The organism is Pedobacter sp. GW822-FHT03F06 (assembly GCF_058801365.1).
Window position 1 is genome coordinate 19,746 of sequence record NZ_JBXANE010000017.1, and the last position, 17,116, is coordinate 36,861.

Here is a 17,116-nt window from a genome sequence, read left to right on the forward strand (position 1 = left end):
TCTGAGTGAAACGAAGAATCTTTCACTTCGGTATGTGCTGTTACCTAAAAAGATTCTTCACTGCGTTCAGAATGACCAAAAAAGGCTTAATCTATCGCTAATTCCTCCAAAACCTCATCATCAACCAAATTTGGCAGTGTAATTTTTAAAGTACCCGTCCGTTCCATTTCGCGTTCGATAGCAAATCGGGCTTCTTTATTTCGTGCCCAGCTTCTTCTCGCAATGCCGTTGTTTACATCATAAAAAAGCATGTTCTGTAGTTTTTCAGCAGCTTGTTCGCTTCCATCTAATACCATTCCGAAACCACCGTTTATTACTTCTCCCCAACCAACACCACCACCATTGTGGATCGAAACCCATGTGGCGCCCCTAAAACTATCGCCAATTACATTATGAACAGCCATATCTGCGGTAAATCTGCTTCCATCGTAAATATTGCTGGTTTCTCTAAATGGAGAATCCGTTCCGCTTACATCATGATGATCTCTACCAAGGATAACTGGTGCTGATAATTCGCCGCTATTAATCGCCTCGTTAAACCTCCGCGCTATCTTGGCCCTTCCTTCAGCATCGGCATATAAAATCCGCGCTTTTGAGCCTACCACAAGTTTATTTTCCTTTGCCGCACTGATCCAATTGATATTATCCTGCAATTGTTGCTGTATTTCTACCGGGGCATTAAGCTTAATTTCTTCCATCACCTCCTTAGCCATTTGATCGGTTAAATCGAGATCCTTTTCGTTACCTGAAGCACAAACCCACCTAAACGGGCCAAAACCGTAATCGAAACACAATGGGCCCAAAATGTCTTCTACATAAGATGGATATCTAAAATCTATCCCATTTGGCAACATTACATCGGCACCCGCCCTACTACACTCCAACAAAAAGGCATTTCCATAATCGAAAAAATAAGTTCCTTTGGCAGTATGTTTATTAATGCTTGTTGCTTGCCTTTTTAACGAATCCTGAACCTGAAGCTTAAACTGATCAGCCGCGTTTACCATCATTTCATTTGCTTCAATAAAACTTAAACCTACCGGATAATAGCCTCCTGAATATGGATTATGTAACGAAGTTTGATCAGAACCAATGGCCACTTCAATATTTTCTTCATCAAACCGCTCCCAAACATCCACAATATTGCCAATGTATGCCAGAGACACCGTTTCTTTTCCTTTTTGGGCAAGTATTACACGGTTAACCAGTTCATCTAAATTATCGATCAGTTCATCTACCCAGCCTTGTTGATGCCTTTTGGTTGCAGCCTTGGGGTTTACCTCTGCACACACCGTTATACAACCCACAATATTGCCCGCCTTCGTTTGTGCGCCACTCATACCACCTAATCCTGCAGTAAGAAAAACTTTACCCGCAGTATCCTTTCCATAAAAACCCTTTTTGCGGAAAGCATTCATTAAGGTAATGGCCGTGCCATGAACAATGCCCTGTGGCCCTATATACATGTACGAACCTGCCGTCATCTGGCCGTATTGGGTTACCCCTAAAGCGTTAAACTTTTCAAGGTCCTCAGGTGAAGAATAGTTGGGGATCATCATACCATTGGTAACCACAACACGTGGTGCAGCGTTACTTGAAGGGAATAGGCCCTGAGGATGCCCACTATAAATATTCAGCGTTTGCTGATCGGTCATCGTGGCCAGGTATTGCATGGTTAAGAGATACTGTGCCCAATTTTGAAATACACTTCCGTTTCCGCCATAGGTAATCAGCTCTTCAGGATGCTGTGCAATTGCGGGATCTAAATTGTTCTGGATCATGAGCATAATTGCCGCAGCATGAACAGTACGATAGGGATATGCCGTTATATCTCTTGCATAAATGGCATAATCGGGCATAAAACGGTACATATAAATGTGTCCGTAGTTTTCCAGCTCAGCTAAAAATTCTTGCGCAAGTGTTTGGTGGCATTCTTTTGGGAAATAACGCAAAGCATTTTTAATGCTCAGTCTTTTTTCATCTGCATTTAAAACATCCTTCCTTACGGGGGCATGGCTTAGTGCTGTATTCCTGTTTTTGTGTGCAGGCAATGCTGAAGGAATACCTGCCAGTATCTGTGCTTTAAAATCCATGTTTTACAATTTAAACGCTTAATCCAATGTTGATTCTGCCTCGGTTGCAACGGCAACGATTTTACCTTGTTGTACCATTTGAATGGCATTCTCCATCCTATCGTACATAATCTGATCTTCCTCAAAATGATCAATTTCAGTACGCACAAACGCGTGCACCGCAGCCAATATTTTGCCTGGTTTTAATGGATGATGATAATCAATTGCCTGTGCCGCACAAAACAGCTCGATACCCAGGATTTTTTCTACGTTTTCGATCACCTGAAGGGCTTTACGTCCGCTGATGGAGCCCATGCTCACATGATCTTCCTGACCTAACGAAGTTGGGATACTATCGGCACTGGCCGGGAAACAAAGCCCTTTATTTTCGCTGGCCAAAGCCGCCGAGGTATATTGAACAATCATAAAACCAGAATTTAATCCAGTTTCTTTCATCAGGAGTTTGGGTACGCCAGGGGTATTTCCTTCCAGGGAAAGGTAAATCCTACGATCGCTGATGTTTCCGATTTCTGAAGCAGCTAAGCAGGCATAATCGAGCGGTAAGGCCAATGGCTGACCATGAAAATTACCGCCGCTGATCGTTAAATCGTCATTAAATATTACAGGGTTATCGGTTACCGAATTCAGCTCGATTTCTAAAGCTTCTTTTAAATGCATCCATGCCGTTCTGGAAGCGCCATGTACCTGCGGAATACACCTTAACGAATATGGATCCTGTACTTTGGCACAATCGGCGTGCGATTTCATAATTTCAGAACCTTGCAACAGTTTACGTACTTGCCCGGCAACTGCGATATTTGCGGGATAAGGCCTAAGCTGATGAAGCTGTGCATGAAACGGTTTTTCAGAGCCTTGTAATCCTTCAATCATCATCGCCGAAATGATATCAGCTGAAGCCAGCACATTTTCTAACCGCTGTACCACTTTAACGGCATGTGCAGCTATAAACTGGGTACCATTAATGAGGGCCAAGCCTTCTTTTGGCCCCAATTGCAGCGGACTCATCTGATATTCTTGTAAAAGCTGAGTTGTTGCAATAATTTCGTCCTTATAATGAACCTTTCCTAAGCCAATTAAAGGCAAAAAGAGGTGAGATAAAGGGGCAAGATCGCCAGAGGCACCAACAGAACCTTGTTTTGGAACTACTGGTGTAGCGCCGATTTCTAAAAACCAGATCATTCGATCGAGTGTTTCGATTTTAATACCTGAATATCCCTGAGCTAAAGCCTGTAGTTTTAAAACCAGCATCAGTTTTGATATTTCATGATCTATCGGCTCTCCAACACCAACAGCATGACTTTTCAAAATATTCTCTTGTAATTTACGGGTATCAATTGCCGAAATCATGGAGGTGCACAGTGGTCCGAAACCGGTATTAATGCCGTAAACGGCTTTACCTGAAACCGCTATCCGTTCAACTACCTTGCTGCTTTCCAGCACTTTATTGCGGGTATGCTCGCTCAGTATCCCTTTTATCTCGCCATTGCTAATGGCCAAGGCCAATTTAGCGGTTAAATGATCTGTCCCATAGTTAAAAATCTGTTGCTCGCTCATGTTAAAAAGGTTTTAAACAAAAATAAGCCCTATATTTGATACCTATAAATACCAATTACATCATCATGTAATAACCATGGGTTATCAGATAGAACTTAGACACTTAAAATATTTTCAGGTTTTGGCTGAGGAGCTGAAGTTTAGAAAGGCTGCAGACCGTCTTTTTATCTCTCAACCAGGGCTAAGCCGGCAGATTAAACAGATGGAGGAAATTTTTAACGCTCCATTGTTCGATCGTAATAAAAAAAAGGTAGCGCTTACCGAAGCAGGCCTGTACCTAAAAGATGAGGTAGATTTTCTGTTCAGCCATATCGAAAACATCAAGAAACAGATCAGCAATATTAATGAGGGCAAACAGGGCGAACTTCGCATTGGTTTTTTAGGTTCAGCAGCACAGAAAATCGTGCCCGAAGTTATTTTTAAACTCAACAAAGATTTTCCAGAAATCAGAACCAATCTGGACGAAATGCCTAATAAGCTACAGATCGAACTATTGGAAAAAGACATGCTCGACATGGGCTTTGTGAGGATGCAACAGTTTAAACCGGGTATTTCTAAACACATGATCCATCAGGATACTTTTTCGCTGGTATTACCTAAAAGCCATCCAATGAAAAAAGCATCATTTGAAGCGGTGGAAAAATTGGGCAATGAACCCTTTATCTTTTTCTCGAGTGACGACAGTCCATTCTATTATGACCTGATGATGAGTATTTGCGAGGATCATGGCTTTAAACCCAAAACCTACCATAAATCGGTTAATGCGCTCACCATTTACAAACTGGTAGAGGAAGGGCTCGGCATTGCCATTGTACCCACAGCCTTGCAATATGGCTATCAGGAAAACGTTAAGTTTGTTGAGCTTACGCATATTCCGCAACGAACAGAGCTTTACATGATCTGGAAAGAATCTAACCGGAACCCAGCTTTAAAAAATGTGATCAAACTGTTATTAAAGGATAGGGTTTAGGCTGTGATATCTCAGGATCATAATATAATATCTAAACCCACTATAATACAGCCTGGTTTTATCTCCCCGAACGGGTCCCGATGCCTAAACGGGCAAAAATTCGCGATCACCGCTAAGGTTACGTATTTCCATTTCGCAATCCCAAACTTTCTTACCTGCACCACCATAAGCCCATACAGTGTACCAAAATAATTGCTAATAATGGTTTGTACAGGCCATTAGCGATTGTTGGCGATTGAGGTAAATTTATACTGATGGTATTACCCGATCGGAAATCAAAAGTATCTATAGGGGTATTTCAAATAGAAATCATTACTAATTTTTTCTAAACTATCGACAAATAATTCCTGAATTTCTACTGGCAGATTATCGTCATAATCATCTAATTGTTCTTCAAGCTCACGGTACAAAAAAGCAGCCTGAAGGAATACGAGAAAATTAATTTGAAAATCAAGAAAGTCGTCAATAGAACTATATTCCCCTTTATTGTGATCATAAAACAAAATGGTTGACTTTTCTATATGAATAAACCATTCATCTCCCTGCCCACTTCGTCCAATCATCCAAATTTTATCATATAGCGCTGGATAATTTTTCTCAATATACTTATTTTCATTTAAAGCACCTTCATAGCTAAATATTTCTATGTCAGGTGTGATTTCTAGGCCCTTGTATTCCGATAAAAATTTTAAATATACCGGGTCTGATACAGGCACCTTATTTAAATCCTTAATTTTTGTTGTTCTTTCCTGAAATTCTTCAAAAATCAGGGGCACATCTTTTTTTTCGAACATAATATTAAAATTAAATGCATTTTCCTTTTACAGCGTTTGCGTTGTATTTACTTATTCTCTCTTTCCTGGCAAGCTCCCTTAATCTGGCTTCAAGAAAAATTTTAGCATCAGCTTTTGATAAATTCATCCGTTCTGTACTTTTTAAAATTCCATCCCATGTTTTATTCCAATTTTGACCAGTTCTCGAGCTATTAGTATGTATTCCCGGCTTTTTGGTATGGCTTTCTTTTGGTAGATTATAGTAGTATTTAGGATTATTTACATCGATATCACCAATTTCTTTAAATTTATTTGCAAATTCTTCAGGAAAACCATGATGTATATCAGGATTGACGTGTTTAGAACCTACATGCTTCAACCAATTCTTTTGTAATGTCCTGGTTGGTGTTTTTGATAAGCCAAAAACATCCAAACATTCATTTGTATCTTGCACGTAACCATAAAGTGCGGATCCCCCTTCTAATTTAATGGGATCCTTACTCACATAATTACCACTTTCTGGATCATAATACCTAAACCGATTATAATACAATCCCGTTTCTACATCCTCATATTGTCCCTGATACCTAAATGGCACAAATCCGCTATCACCACTAAGTTTACGTATTTTTCCATAAATATCAAGTTCACAATCCCAAACTTTTTTACCGGCATCATCATAAGCTTGAACAGGTGTACCCAAATAATCGCTAATAATGGAATAGTACTGGCCATCGATGATTTTGGCGCTTGGGGTAAATTTATGCTGATCGTACACCCAGGTAATTAAATCGTTGCCCAGCGGTTCTGTTTTATCGTAGCTGAGGAGACCGTCCTCGTTAATCACCAAATTTGGCCTTTTGCTTAAAGGGTAATTCCATTCGTGAAGTAATAAATTGCCATCCCACACATAGCGGTAAACCGTATTTTTAACAATTTTGGCTTTCCTCCTGCCTAAGGTATCGTATTCGAAACTGATGATCTCGCCATGAGGATTCTTGACCGCTTTCATCATGCCATTGGCGGCCCAGGCATAAGCCCAATCTCCTTCTTTCCACTCTGGCAAATCGGGTTCGGCGTCGGCTAAAATATCCAGCGTTTCAGCATTAGGGTTATCGGGATTGGCCATTCCCCAGTTTAATTTTTTGCCAAATAAGCCATCGTCTTCCGGTTTAGCAATTTCTTCCTTTGAAAGACCGATAATATTACGTTTACTTTTTTGTACCAGGTTGCCTTTCGCATCGTATCGGTAATACCATTGGTCATCTTTAAGCAGTTTACCGCCCTTATCGTAACGTCTGTCGCTGCGATCGGCTGTTTTGTATAAATCCCCTATTTCATCGGGATTCTTGTAAATCACTTTACCATCGCTATAACTTGCTGAAGAAAGACTACCAAAAGTGTCATATCTGTAATTGATGCTGCCGCCAGTAATGCTATTTAAGCAGCTATTCAGTTTATCGTTTGGCCCCCAGGCATATTGTTTAAATGCTGTGATGGAACGGCTGGCTTCAACTTTTTGACTAATTGGATGGCCCTCGTGGTCGTAATCGAATGTCGCCTTAACCCCACCACTTAAACTGCGGCTGGTTTCTTGTCCGTTTTTATTACGGCCAATGCTTGCCATCCATTCTGCTGATCCGCCACTTTTAGCTGCGATGCCATTCAGATAACCCGTTTCATCATAATCATATTTAATGTCGGCACCCAATGAACTTTTTAAATTGATCAGATTACCAAAAACATCATATTGGTAATTAATCTGGTAGCCATCCTGTATTTCCTGGGTAATCATACCCAATGGGTTCCGGTTAAAATTAACCGAAGAAAGTTCGTTCTCAGCGGCAATTAGCAAACCGAGTTTATTGTACTGAAAGGCTTCGTAGGTACCATCTTCATAACTACTGTATACCAAACGGCCGCTCAGATCATAATTATGGTAAATGGCTTTACCATCAGCCTGTATCGTTTTAATAACCTGTCCATCCTGGTTACGAATATATTGTTGCTCTTGTCCATCAAAGCCAATTTCTTTCGTCACATTATCGTTCGCATCCCTTAAAAAGACATACTCTTCGCCTCTTTCGTTGGTAACGGCTTTTAAATTTTCCCAATTATCATAGGTAAAATGGAGGGTCTGGCTATTTTGTTTTGATAAATAATTACTTCTGATCTGTGTTTTAAGGCTACCCATGGGCGTGTAAGCCATACGCCATTCTTCACGACCATCTGTGGCATACACCGGCAGATCGTAAGCGTCATATTCGAAACGTAACGCTTCTTCTCCAAAATCTTTTACAAGGGTTACGCGGCCCAAATCGTCGCGCTCCCAGATCGTAGTTTGATCACTATCAGGGCTGAAAAGGATCAGTCGACCGTAGTCATCATAAGTCCAACGACGGATATTGCCTTCGCTCGAAACCGATTCGATCAATTGGTTTAAGGCATTGTAAGTCCAGCGGATTTCGTAACCATCATTATCGCGGCAAAACACCGGTAATTTCTGTCCGTCAGTATAATAAAAATCGACTATACGGTCATCTTTTTGCACATGTTTAAGCAATTGGTTCTGCTCGTTGTACAACCAGGTTTCGTTTGCTCCTGCAGGATCGCTACGCAAAATCAGGTTATTGTTTTCATCGTATGCATACTGGTATTGTTCACCATCTGCAGTATGGTAAGTGGTAATATTGCCCCTTTCATCGTATTCATAGCCAATTACCCTACCCTCGGGGCTGGAAACCATCTTCTCTTCATTATAGCGATCGTGTTCATACCAGGTTTCGCCACCCATAGCATCTACTTTTTTGTATACCAGATCGTTTTCATCATAATAATAGCGTTCTACTTTACCATCGCGATAATATACTTCGTTATATCCTTCTTCAGGGAAATAGCTTATTGATCCACTCATAAAACCATCCCTGCCTTCGGTATGGATTACACGGCCTTCTTCATCATAACGCCAGAAATAAGCCATCCCATTACGGTTTGTTCTTTTCATTATACGATCGTGATCATCGTACTCAAAACTAATGGCTTTACCCGCCTGATCGTATACTTTGATCATGTTGCCACGTTGATCATAATCGTAACTCACCAACAGATCGCTGGTGTTCTTATATTGATAATAAACCGCTTTAATTGCTGTGCCTGCGTCATTATGCTGCATTTCGAGCACACGGCCAGAATTTTCTACAATGCGTGATAAAAGTTGTTTCTGATAATAAAAGGTAAGGTTGTTACCGCTGGTGTATTCAATCTGGTTAATCCGATAGATATTTCCATTGGCACCACTGCTAAAAAGTAAATAGGTATAAATATTCTGATTGATGGTAAGTATCCAGGTATTTTCATCAGGCCGTTCCATCCAGATTTTTTGTGCTCGATCGTATTGTTTACCTGAATACGGTTCGATATAGGGTAAAGGCATCACCATATTTTCCGTTGGATGGCTAAAACCTACAATTCCAGCGTCAGGATCGGGGTAAATATAGAGGTCATAATTATTATACACCTGATTGCCCAACATACCCGCAAATGGCTTATCGCTGCGCCACACATTGTTCCAGGCCAGTGTTTGGCCACCAGGCAGTTCGAAATCTGTCCATTCGAAAAACATGGCACCCGTAACAAAATTAACAGGTTCCAACCCCCAATGGCAAAGTTTTTTCGACAGTGGGTTTGTTTTACCCAACATCCGCTGGAGAAGCTTATTCACACCCTTCAAAGCCCCTTTAGCTAAAGCTCCGCCCAATTTGGTGAGCCCCCTCATAATACCAATGGCCGCAAAACGCATTAAATACTCTTTCAATGTATAATTATGGGGCGCGAATGTACCACCAACCAACACGGGTTTACCGGTATTAATCTGTACATACATACTCAATAAATCGCTGTAAAAAGCGAAATAAGCCAATGGATTTTTCTTCAATTTACCAGGCACCGTAGGAAGGGGTTTTAAACCCATCGGTGGGCACCAGCAGGTAAGCACCTGGCCAGGGTTAGAACCACTCATTTCCGAACCTTGCCCTTTTACTGTGGTAGAACCCCAATATACTTCACCTTCATGTGGAGAACCCGGAATATTCACAATAAAATAAACGGGAATGGAACTGATGTGTCTAAAAGGAAGCAAAACACCCATTACTGTAGTGGTAGTAGTGGCTTTATGCCGGCCATGTACATAAATTGAGCCCCCCATCGGGATACTGGCCGTACCGATTAAACCTTGTGCAAATTTTGGAATGGGAATACTGAAATGCAGGTAATCCATCGGATCGAACACCATCCCAATAAAAGGATGTGGCAAGGGCAACGGAATAAATCCAAAAGATGGTGGAATAGGAATGGTTGTCCAGTGAAAATCGATGGCCAGCACCACGTCAAAATGCTTGCTAACATGTTGTACCGCGGTATTGGCCATTGCAGGCTTTTTAGCTTTTACAAGCTTTAAGGTGCTTTTTGCGGCAGGGGGATTACTTCCGGGGGCAACAGCTCCACCACCGCCAACTGCTTTTGGTTCGGCTTTGGTTAAGCTTGCAGATAGGCTAACTGACCTATCAGTAGACATATTCGGTTTACTCACTTTTATTTTTTTCATCCGTATATTTTTTTATGATAATGGATTGGCGTGATTTTTTGGTACCTCGGCCATTGATTTCCAGTCTTCTCCGTAATCCTGCCGCATATTCATATCTAATTTTTTGCCTTCAGGGCTTTCTTCTCCATATTTTTTTAATATGATCGATGCGGTATAAGCCATCGAACTCTGTCGCCGTTTTTCAATCGGCATTTTTCTGGCAATTTCTAAACACTTTAAATAATAACCCATGGCTTTTGCAGAGCCGCTTATTTTGCTTTCCGAAAGCTGCCCGAGTAACCTTGTACATTCCATTGCTATAAAATCGTTCTCTATAAATTCTGCGATTTTAATTGCCTTTTCAAAATACTTTTTAGCTTCATCTTTGCCCGAATGTGCCAGTAAGAAACTGCCATAGCTCATGTGGATATGTGCACTCAACAGTGTGTTTTCTCCTGCACGGGCCAGTGCCAGTTCGTATTGCTGGCGTGCCTCATTTTTTTTATTTTTTATCGCTAAACTCTGTGCCAGCATAATCCTTGCGGCTACTACGGCTTCATGCAATCCTTGTTTCTGGGCGATTACAATTGCCCGTTCTAAAACTGCATTGGCCTGCTCATGTTTGCCTTTACTTAAATAATTACTCGCAATCAGTATCTGCTGCTGGTAATCACTTTCGGGATCGTTCTTCTCCCGGTTGGTATGTGCTGCCGCATTTTGCATCAGCTGGCTCACATCTATATTGATCCTGAATTCGGTACCCTGTTTTAATTTTTTTAAAGTACGGTGTGTATGGTGCTCGGTATAAACCAGTTTAATATTGTGGTTATCGAATACTTTAACACTACTGCACCACTCGTTAATCCATTCGGATAACCCAGCTATATCATGGATGGCAGTTGGTGCCAACTGAACATATATCTTCTTTAATTTTAAATCGGGATAAAGGTTGCACAACTGTACTAAAGCCTTAACGGGGAAGTAAGCATCGGTGTTATAATTTTTATCGCCCCCGCCTGTTTCAACATTCCAAATAACACCCGCCTTTGTATCCTTCTGCCATAAATCAAAAATCTCTTTCCATTCTTTAACCAAACTTTTACCATAATCATTTTTGTTCTGGAACTCCTGATAATGGAGCAGGAATATATCGTTGGTCCTGCTTTCTTCTGTTAATTGGTATTTAAAATAAGCTTCGAATAAATTTACTTCGTGCCGCTCCCCCAAACAGAGAAACAGGGTTTCTGATGGATGTTGCCTTACTACCTGTTGCCATTGTTTATCTATCTTAAATAATTCCAGTTGTATCGGGTTCATTGAGCTTAAGTGTCGAAAATTAGTTTAGATTGATGGTACCGCTACTGATATTCGTTTCGCTCTCGCCGCCCACATTAATCTTTTTCGAAGCCAGGTTGGCCTCTGTTTCGCCACTCATCGAAAGCGTTTTAGTGCCAATATCTAAGGTTTGTGATTCTATTCCTATTCCGGAGGTTGGTGTTCCATCTTCAGGTCCTACACCTATACCAATACTGATTGAGGCAGAATTCCCGATGTTTTCTCCTAGTGTTAAAATGTCCTTCCCCTTAATGATGATTTTTCCCGTTTTATCCATAAAAATGCTGCTCTCCCCGCATTTAATCAGGATTGATTCTTTAGTTTCGAAAACGGCTTTACCGGCTCCATCCAGCTCGATAAAATTGCTGTCTTTATCCCGCATAATCATACCTGCGCCGTCATCCATGGTTAAAGTATGTCCGCTTTTAGATGTCAAACTTTTGCTGTTATTGCTGGCACTACCGCCGCTCCCGCTTTTGCCATGAAATACCGAACCCAGTACGATTGGCCTGGCAATATTGCCTTCTTCGAAGGTTAAAGCTACCTGATCGCCAATTTCGGGGATGAATACAAAACCCCTGTTTTTGCTCACTTTATCGCTGCTTCCTGCATCTGGCGTAATTACACGCAGCCACTCCGTTACATCGTTGGTTTTACACGCCCATTTAAATTTCACCTTAATACGACCTTGCCCTTGCGGATCCGCATTGTCTATCACATCTGCCAGTTGCATATCGGGGCTTGGTTTACTGTAGTTTTTTACCAAAATGCGCTCTGTTGTCGCTACCACACCTTCGAAAGTATTGTAATATTTACCCGTACCATCAATCTCATGGTTAATACTGGTGATCAGAAATTTACCCAGGCTTTCTGTAGAAAAAGATAGTTCTTTTCTCACACTCATCGTAATTTCGGCAATACTGCCAATGCTCAAAGCAGCATTGTCTCCACTTGCATTTACCTTCAACAAATTGCTGATGTGTGCCTTTTCTTCGTTCTGAACATGGTTTTTAATGTCATTGTTATTATCTACCCGGATAAGCGATGGTTGATTAAAGGTTTTGCTATACATCGCGTTAGACACTTGTATGGCGTGTGCAAGATCTGGCGATCCGTCGCTCTGTCCGCTACTTTCGCTCTGCAACATTTCGTCCTGTTTGGGGTTATAAGCAAACCGTTTATTCTTAATTGGCGCAATTTCCATGGCATACTGCAGATTTTGTACATCGCGCCCATAAATCAGGGCAACTTCTTTCTGATCATCTGGTTTACCAAAATTTAGTTGTTTGCCATCATAGTAAAACCATTCATGGTATTCGCCCGAAAGTCTGTTCAGGAAATCAAAGTCACTCTCCCGATATTGAATCAAATAATCGATAGGATCTTTTCTAGCGGCATTTGATACAATTTTAATATCGTTTGAAGGTACATCCGAGGTAGCAAGATTTACAATCGTATTTAAATCCTTATCGAGGTAGGAACCTAAATCCGGACCCCGATCGATCAAAATGGTTGGACTGAAACCACTCACAATCAGCACGCCATGATAACCATGGCTTTGTGCCAGTTCTACTTTGGTTACCAGGCCGGCAAATTCCTGTAAACTACCAGGATCATAGCCAAAAGAAGCGGTAAGGGTTTTACCCACAAAACCGCGACTGTCATTCAGACTGATCATCCCTGGCGAACCCATCTGATCGTGGTTAAACCGCAGCTCGAAATAATGATGTGCATTAAAAGCTTGCTTTAAGCTAAATGAAGCAAAATGGGTAATTGCCTTATTTTCTATGTTAATTTCGGTGATTAATTTCTTTTCCATGCGGATTAAATAATAGTTTATTATTACTTGAACACTCCATCCCGAAAGGTTAAAACATTTCTTTTTCCATTGAAAACAGATCCGTTTTTAGTTTCGCTAACCTCTGGATAGCTAATGGTTTTATCTTGCGGATTATAAATCATGGCCAATTGTGCCGTCAGTTTTTCCTTGCTTTGACCTTCTTTGAGGTCTGCAGAAGCAAATAACTGAGTTTTGGCTGCCTTCGCTAATTTAAATAAGGGCTTGTTAATGCTAAATTCTGAATGGTTAATGATCAGCGTATGACTTACACTATACGGCTCGGTGCCGCTCATTTGTCCATAACCTGTAAGCAAATAGGTTTTTTGTGGCGATGTGTTTAAGCTATAAATGTGCTGAAAAAAAGGCGTAGGACTACCTTCATCATCTTTATTCTCATAAAGATGATTAAATGAAACCGCGGTTACCATGTTATTTTCACCTTTGTATTGAACAATATTCTGCACATGCCACATGGTTCCAGAATAGGGAGAAAGCCAATAAAACACCCTAAGTTTATGGTCATCAGCATTTAAAACGTTAATCTCGTACTTCTTTAGGTTCGCAAAGTCGGCCTCAAAAGTCTTTGATTGTTTTAACGTGTCAATAAATGCTTTTATAAATACTTCTTCGGCCGCTGTTTTTCCATCATTCAGATAACTTTCCCTGGAGGCTAACATTTTAGCAGCTAACGTCTCGAGCGAGCTTGCCTCGACGGAAACTGCTTTTATCTTCCCTGCCACAGTATCAACATTGCCAGTTTTATCCAGTTGCTGGTCATTATGCTTCGCTTCGCAAGAAAAAAGCAAGAATATCAGAAAAAAATATGGAATACCTGATGTTTTCATATTATTGCCTTGGGATATTGATTAAACCTCTGCTTTCCATAACTTTCAAAATAACGGCAGTTCCAATTTGCTTATTTACATAATCGAGGCTAAAAAAATGATCTCGAGGAAAACCGCCTTTAGTATAAAGGTTAGAACCGCCCCACAGATAAGGCGAATTGATATTATTATTCTGATAAGCCTTTGCTATACCATTATATTGCTCCAAACGCAGCAAAACTTTTGGCAAAGACCAAACTGTTTCTTTATCCAGTCCACGTAATTTTAAGGCATCAACGGCACTTTCTTCAAAAGTAAACGGTGGTCCATGGTTAATTTTTGGCCTGTTAGCAGGATGCTGTTTGGTAAAACCGCTAAGTGGATCGCCGTTATGCAGGTGTTTGGTAAAATCAGCATTACTTTCCCTATAATGTACACAGGCAATAAAATACCAGGGAATGCCTGTATTTTCGGAGAAAACACTATGATCTAAAAATGACCTGCTAAAAAAACTATTTCCGATTTTAGGGTTCCTTTTAAGGAATAAATCATCGGGTTCGGTTACAAAACAGGTATTGCGATAGGTATATTCTTTTAAGTTAAGCAATTTATTCCTTACTGCCTGATATCTTGATTTATTACTTATGATTTTATCATCAATAATTCGATTAATCTCAACCGATTTTATCGGAGATACTATGCAGGAATTAAATAACTTAATATATTCTAAATCAGTAGCCATAATTAGCGCCTTATATCACACCTCTAAAGCCAAAAAACCGTTACCATCACCAGCGCTTTTTAGCCAGCGATTAGTAACGGTTTTTATTGGGACTAAGCTTTAGGCCAATCGTTTTCGTGTTCTGCATTGCCCAGCTTTAGCTTACGGGCCGATACGACAAAACTTAATGTCATAGGTGTATTGTCGTTTACCGCAATACCCTCGTTATACTGGATGATGTAACCGTCTTCGAAAGACAGTTCTTTCATTTTTGCATCTTCTTCGCCTTTCTTGAAAACCAATGTTCCTGAAAGCGGCTTGTACTGGTTGTTAACCATCGATTCGATCACTGAAGTATCTTCGGTTGATTCGATTTCGATGTGGATGGTACCACCATAAACACCTGAAGATGGACGCCCTTTTGCATCAACATCTCTATTTAATGAAAAGCTGCACTGTAGTACATCAAATTCTTTTGATCCTAAGTTTAAACGGGTTTTAAATGCCATTGTAGTAAGTTTAAATGTTTTGAAATGAATGAATTGCGGTTGGCGGTTGGCGTGGAGCGCATGGCGTTTGGCATTTAATTTACCTCATGCCCTAAACCTTACACCCTCTACCTTTTTACCTTCAACCTTTCTCTAGGCTTTTGGCCAGTCGTTAAGGTGCTCAGCGTTGCCTAATTTAAGCTTTCTTGCTGAAATCTGGAATTTGAGCGTCATCGGGTGATCGCCCACAATGTTTATCCCTTCGGAATATTTAACAATGTAGCCATCCTCGAAATTAACTTCTTTCATTTTGGCATCTTCTTCTGTTTTTTTGATCAGAAGCGTTCCTGTAATAGGTTTGTACTGGTTGTTTACCATCGCCTCGATTATTGAGGTGTCTTCGGTTGATTCGATCTCAATGTCGATGGTACCGCCGTAAACTCCGGAAGAGGGTCTTCCCTTAGCATCTACATCACGGTTTAACGCATAGGCACAATGAAGCACATCGTACTCCTTGCCTGAAAAATTTAATCTAGCTTTGAAAGCCATAGTTTTAAAATTTAAAGGTTAAAAATTTGATTTATTATAGCCTCCGCTACATCATATATAAACCAAAAATTAAGCCAATTATTGTATATGTAGCTCATCTATAACGGATAACACCCATGCTTATTTCAAAAATATTACCCTACGGCTAACAGAATGCAGATTTTTGCCAAGAAAAAAAATGTATTTTTTTTGAAATCATGAAACGTATCATTTTTACTACATACAATAGCTTAAAATACTGTAGCATTTTAGGGCATGGTATTACTTTTTGAAACGTAATTTCGGACAATTACTAATTTTTATACCCTTCGAAAGCACGGAAAGCGATCCAGTTTTTAGCTGCTTCATTTCTCCCGTTTAAGGCCGTTAACTCAACAAACATCGCTTTACCTGTAAGGGTCTCAATCCAGAAATAAGAAATACCGGTTTTACATTTTTCAATATATGCCCAGGTTTTAAGATTTTTCATATAACTCGACCAATTTCCAGTGATTTTTTTCTTGATCTTTAGTTTGAGCACTACAGCTTAAAAAATACAATTGCGACTATAAACATATAAACAGTATTCCGCTCATAATTTTTATTCCTGGCAATTGTGCGTCTAGCGGATAATTTCAAACCCATTATTGCCTTTCGGCAGGTGTATGTAAAAAGGGAAACCAAATTCTTCGTTCTCTTCCGTTTTTAAATAAGAAATAATCGGAGATTTATTCTCCCTGATTAAGTTTACCACCCTATTTTTTGCGTAAAACTCTACCCTTGGCACTTCCGGAAAATCCTGTATCACATAACCCTCAGCATCAAGCATTTTGAAAATACTGTTCAGTCCGGCAATATTATCTTCTTCCAGGTACATAGATGCATCTGTTTCTTCGTACCTTTTTTTTAAGAGCGATGCAAGCACATTTACATCCCGATCTTTAAAAAGTGTATAAATCCGACGGTAATAGTTGTGTACCTTCTCGATGGCAGCTTCATTTTCAACATCGATAATACCAGCATTGGTCCAGCCTATTAATTGATAAGGTACCTCTGCCTTAAATTCTCCGATAGACTCTAAAAGGGGCAATTTACCATCTTTAGCCTGCTGCATTTTATATTCATATACAGTTTTAAGCTGCTCCTTATCCATTGTTGAAGCGTCAAGATATTGTATTTTAATAATAGCTTCGGCATCCTGATGTATCGTTTTCGAATCTGCCAAGGGCTTAAACCTCACTTTAACCTGCTGCGCCCCACTGTTCAGTATAAAATGATTTATGGGGTAATTTGAGTAAATGCTCCCCCCGCTATCATATGAAAAGGCCAGCACATCATTGATCAATATATCGAAATTTGCAAGAGAGACATTGAAGTCAACTAAATAATAGGGTTCTTTTATCATGCC

General features: G+C 40.2%; 13 protein-coding genes. 1 reads left to right on the forward strand and 12 read right to left on the reverse strand.

Features of this window, described 5'->3' with window-relative positions:
- Positions 1–86: 86 nt before the first annotated feature.
- Positions 87–2,093, reverse strand: a complete 2,007-nt coding sequence (gene hutU, locus AC1RJ8_RS23275; RefSeq protein ID WP_492956210.1) for a urocanate hydratase — start codon at positions 2,091–2,093, stop codon at positions 87–89.
- An 18-nt stretch (positions 2,094–2,111) separates the two neighbouring features.
- On the reverse strand, positions 2,112–3,647 hold the full coding sequence (hutH, locus tag AC1RJ8_RS23280; protein WP_492956209.1) for a histidine ammonia-lyase: 1,536 nt from the start codon (positions 3,645–3,647) through the stop codon (positions 2,112–2,114).
- A 76-nt stretch (positions 3,648–3,723) separates the two neighbouring features.
- Here hutH and AC1RJ8_RS23285 point away from each other — a divergent pair, with 76 nt between their 5' ends.
- The gene (locus tag AC1RJ8_RS23285) at positions 3,724–4,617 is read left to right on the forward strand and encodes a LysR family transcriptional regulator (protein WP_492956208.1); all 894 of its coding nucleotides are present in this window, start codon (positions 3,724–3,726) and stop codon (positions 4,615–4,617) included.
- 275 nt (positions 4,618–4,892) lie between these two features.
- Here the strand turns inward: AC1RJ8_RS23285 and AC1RJ8_RS23290 are convergent, their stop codons facing one another.
- From AC1RJ8_RS23290 to AC1RJ8_RS23335, 10 genes are all read right to left on the reverse strand, one after another.
- The gene (locus AC1RJ8_RS23290; protein WP_492956207.1) at positions 4,893–5,411 is read right to left on the reverse strand and encodes a hypothetical protein; all 519 of its coding nucleotides are present in this window, start codon (positions 5,409–5,411) and stop codon (positions 4,893–4,895) included.
- 10 nt (positions 5,412–5,421) lie between these two features.
- Complete coding sequence (locus tag AC1RJ8_RS23295; RefSeq protein WP_492956206.1) at positions 5,422–9,993, reverse strand: RHS repeat-associated core domain-containing protein; 4,572 nt, start codon at positions 9,991–9,993, stop codon at positions 5,422–5,424.
- Positions 9,994–10,005: 12 nt separating this feature from the next.
- On the reverse strand, positions 10,006–11,289 hold the full coding sequence (locus AC1RJ8_RS23300; protein WP_492956205.1) for a tetratricopeptide repeat protein: 1,284 nt from the start codon (positions 11,287–11,289) through the stop codon (positions 10,006–10,008).
- A 19-nt stretch (positions 11,290–11,308) separates the two neighbouring features.
- Positions 11,309–13,126, reverse strand: coding sequence for a type VI secretion system Vgr family protein (locus AC1RJ8_RS23305; RefSeq protein WP_492956204.1), 1,818 nt, complete (start codon positions 13,124–13,126; stop codon positions 11,309–11,311).
- A 23-nt stretch (positions 13,127–13,149) separates the two neighbouring features.
- The gene (locus tag AC1RJ8_RS23310) at positions 13,150–13,992 is read right to left on the reverse strand and encodes a hypothetical protein (protein ID WP_492956203.1); all 843 of its coding nucleotides are present in this window, start codon (positions 13,990–13,992) and stop codon (positions 13,150–13,152) included.
- Position 13,993: 1 nt separating this feature from the next.
- Positions 13,994–14,713, reverse strand: coding sequence for a hypothetical protein (locus AC1RJ8_RS23315; RefSeq protein ID WP_492956202.1), 720 nt, complete (start codon positions 14,711–14,713; stop codon positions 13,994–13,996).
- A gap of 92 nt (positions 14,714–14,805) precedes the next feature.
- On the reverse strand, positions 14,806–15,201 hold the full coding sequence (tssD, locus tag AC1RJ8_RS23320; RefSeq protein ID WP_025141860.1) for a type VI secretion system tube protein TssD: 396 nt from the start codon (positions 15,199–15,201) through the stop codon (positions 14,806–14,808).
- A 132-nt stretch (positions 15,202–15,333) separates the two neighbouring features.
- Positions 15,334–15,729, reverse strand: a complete 396-nt coding sequence (tssD, locus tag AC1RJ8_RS23325) for a type VI secretion system tube protein TssD (RefSeq protein ID WP_025141859.1) — start codon at positions 15,727–15,729, stop codon at positions 15,334–15,336.
- A 292-nt stretch (positions 15,730–16,021) separates the two neighbouring features.
- The gene (locus tag AC1RJ8_RS23330; RefSeq protein ID WP_492956201.1) at positions 16,022–16,198 is read right to left on the reverse strand and encodes a hypothetical protein; all 177 of its coding nucleotides are present in this window, start codon (positions 16,196–16,198) and stop codon (positions 16,022–16,024) included.
- A gap of 132 nt (positions 16,199–16,330) precedes the next feature.
- Entirely contained in the window at positions 16,331–17,113 is a 783-nt protein-coding gene (locus AC1RJ8_RS23335) for a hypothetical protein (RefSeq protein WP_492956200.1), read from the reverse strand.
- Between the last annotated feature and the right edge of the window lie 3 nt (positions 17,114–17,116).